Annotated in this window: 1 protein-coding gene and 3 pseudogenes; all 4 read left to right on the forward strand. The window is 36.1% G+C overall.

What is annotated here, in order from left to right:
* Positions 1-101: 101 nt before the first annotated feature.
* Positions 102-870, forward strand: a pseudogene (locus FC65_RS09655) (PTS mannose/fructose/sorbose/N-acetylgalactosamine transporter subunit IIC); the annotation flags it as partial.
* A 63-nt stretch (positions 871-933) separates the two neighbouring features.
* Positions 934-1683: pseudogene (locus tag FC65_RS09660) on the forward strand (PTS system mannose/fructose/sorbose family transporter subunit IID).
* A gap of 34 nt (positions 1684-1717) precedes the next feature.
* Positions 1718-2140: a PTS sugar transporter subunit IIA gene (locus FC65_RS09665; RefSeq protein WP_056972513.1), complete on the forward strand. Its 423-nt coding sequence runs from the start codon at positions 1718-1720 to the stop codon at positions 2138-2140.
* Between the two features lies 1 nt (position 2141).
* A pseudogene (locus tag FC65_RS09670) lies at positions 2142-3233 on the forward strand (alpha-glucosidase); the annotation flags it as partial.
* Between the last annotated feature and the right edge of the window lie 150 nt (positions 3234-3383).

Here is a 3383-nt window from a genome sequence, read left to right on the forward strand (position 1 = left end):
CAGGCCACTCGCTACGCTTCTTGGCCTGCCTTCTCACTGCACTAACATATTTACTTATAGTTTAAGCTTTACACTTGTTGCACTTGATTTGAAAATTAAGGGTAGTTTTAGATCAACAAGGGCTTGTCATTACCACGTGGTTCCCAATTATGGTTGCTTTGTTTATGGGGCTTATTATGGGTGATATGCAAACCGCGATGATTATTGGGGGGACATTTCAGCTGATGGCTTTGGGTGTGGCTAATATTGGTGGATCGTCAGTGCCGAACTGGGGACTGGCTGCTCTCGTTGGAATATATATTGCGATTCGTACAACAAATAGTATTGGTGATGCAAAGGCTGTAGCATTAGCAGTCGGTGTTCCTGTAGGTATGCTTGGGGGGAATTCAATTAGATGTTTTGGCTAAAATTTTAAATACTTACGTTTCACATGCCGCACAAAAAGCACTAAATCAAGGTAAGTACCGCAAAATGAATATTATTATGTGAATTGGACCTTTAATTTTCGGGTTGACAACGGCTGTGCCTACAGCACTTGTTGTTTTATTTGGAAACGGGTTAGTAAGAAATGTGTTGAGCGTTGTTCCTAGTTGGGTGACAGATGGTTTATCAATTGCTGGGAGTATGCTGCCTGTTGTGGGTATTGCAATGTTGTTACAAGTTATGCCGGCTAAAAAATATCTCTCAATGTTAATGGTGGGCTTTGTACTATCCGCTTATTTAAAGATGCCGATGATGGGAGTTTCTATTGTCGGATTTGCCATGGCTTGTTATTTCTTTGTGACCACTATTAAGAAGAATTCTGTTCAAACTAGCACGGATGTAGACACCGTAGAAACTGATGAAGAAGGATACGATTGGGATGAATGAGAAGGACACCAAAACAGGAAAAATTTTAACAAAAAAGATATTAATAAAGCCGCTTTTCGATATATGTTTATGGCTTGTAATGATTTTAACTACGAAAATCAGCAAGGGCCGGCTGTTGCTTACGGGCTAGAAAAAGCTTTACGTAAAATTTATCCAGATGATGAAGACTATAAAAAGTCAATGAATAATCATTTCAATTATTTTAATACTACGACTTGGATGGCTAACATTTTACTTGGCGCAAGTTTGGCTATGTAGGAAAAAGATGGCATCAAATCCATTGATGCTGTTCAAAACTTTAAAACTGGTATGATGGGGCCGCTCGCAGGTATCGGAGATACATTAATTTGGGTTTTATATCCCACAATTATTGGTTCTATTTCAGCATACATGGGACTTGAAGGAAATCCAACTGGAGCTATTATATGGCTATTATTGAACATTTTCTTCTTGTTTTTCAGATTTAAGTTGTTTAATCTCGGATATGATTCAGGGTTGAAATTAGTTACCACATTGGGTGATAAGATTTCTGTCTTTACTGAAGCCGCTTCAATTATGGGCTTGACTGTTGTTGGTGCTTTGATTCCTTCTGTTGTCAAAATGAACGTTGCTTTGACCTTCCAGACTGGGAAAGTCAAAATGGGGATTCAAAAAGAAGTTTTGGATCAAATTATGCCGGCTCTTTTACCAGTAGCTTTAACGTATATCGTTTATAAGTTGATTGCTTCTAAGAAAATGACTGTAATTCAAATTATTTTTGCATTAATTGTACTATCACTTGTATTGGCATTCTTTGGAATTTTAAAGCCATAAAAGTATGGCAAAAGAGAAAGAGAGAATATGAAAAATGAGAAAAATTATTTTTGCTAGCCATCATCGTTTAGCTTCTGGAATGAAGGATACTTTAAATTATATTGCACCTAATGCGGCTAATGTCACCGCTATTGACGCGTATATGACAAATACCCCAGTAGAAAAAGAAATAGATGACGCACTTAAAACCGTTGATTTAAAAAATGATGAAGTCCTTGTATTTACGGATATGATGGGTGGATCTGTAAATCAAAATTTTATTAAATATATAAGTTATCCACATTTTCATATCATTGCAGGAATGAGTTTGCCATTGGTTTTAACAATTATTTTAGCTTTGCCAGAAGGTTTTATAGATCCTGAGCAATTGCGGAATTCAATTGAAGAAGCAAAGGAACAAGTTTTCTATGTAAATGACAAAGCAAAAGATATGGCTATAGATGAGGATGATGAGTGAGATGGAACATACAGAATGGTGGAAAGATAGTGTCGTCTATCAAATATATCCTCAAAGTTTTCAGGATAGTAATGGGGATGGGGTCGGTGATCTACAAGGAATTATCCATCGTTTACCGTATTTAAAAAAATTAGGAGTAGATGTAATTTGGTTGAATCCGATATACAAATCTCCATTGATCGACAATGGCTATGATATTGCTGATTACTATAATATTGATCCTAGGTATGGCACATTAGAAGATTTTAAAGAATTGCTTTTTCAAGTGCATAAACTTCATATGCGTTTAATAATGGACCTAGTTGTTAATCATACAAGTGATCAAAATGTCTGGTTTCAAGAGTCTAAAAAGTCACAAGATAATAAATATAGTGATTTTTATATTTGGCAGGATCCAAAAAAAGATGGGTCAGCTCCCAATAACTGGGGCTCAACTTTTACCGATTCTGCTTGGGAATATGTACCAGAACGGAAACAGTATTATTTACATTTGTTTGCTAAAGAACAGCCAGATTTGAACTGGGAAAATTCAGAAGTTAGACAAGCAATTTATAAAATGATGCGTTATTGGTTTGACATAGGAATTGACGGTTTCAGGATGGATGTAATTTCGCTGCTTAGCAAGTTACCTGGTTTTCCTGATGCACCAGAAAGTTTGCCACTGCATAAGAATTATTATTATGGAGCTTCAAAACCAAGAGAACATGAATTTTTACAAGAAATGTACACTGAAGTTTTTTCTAAGTATGATGTCATGACTGTTGGAGAAGCCGCTAATACTAATAGTGATCAGGCTATTTTATATACAGATCCTACAAGAAAAGAACTAAACATGCTTTTCCAATTTGATCATATGCATTTAGATTATGGAAAGTATGGTAAGTTTTCTGATGTAAGGTTTAAACTTTCAGATTTACGTCATGTCCTGACTGATTGGCAAGACAAACTAGTCAATGGTTGGAATTCCTTATATTGGAGTAACCATGATCAGCCCAGGCCGACAACTAGATTTGGAAACGAAAAAATCTACCGAGTTGAATCTGCTAAAATGTTAGGTACACTTTTGCATATGATGAAGGGGACCCCTTATATGTAAGCAGTGTTCAACTGGACGGTTAGACAAAACCATTTAAATTTGCTTTGACAAAATAGAGATCCCTGACACGAAAGCAAACCTTGCTTCATATCAGGGATCTTTGGCGCTATTTTAAGTGGTTCTATAATATTTGGTACTGATAGAAAA

This window comes from Ligilactobacillus acidipiscis DSM 15836 (assembly GCF_001435755.1).
In the GTDB taxonomy this organism is placed as follows: domain Bacteria; phylum Bacillota; class Bacilli; order Lactobacillales; family Lactobacillaceae; genus Ligilactobacillus; species Ligilactobacillus acidipiscis.

What these genes read in the sequence shown, in the direction of transcription:
- FC65_RS09665 (WP_056972513.1), top strand. Translation starts at nt 1,718, where the DNA reads ATGAGAAAAATTATTTTTGCTAGCCATCATCGTTTAGCTTCTGGAATG.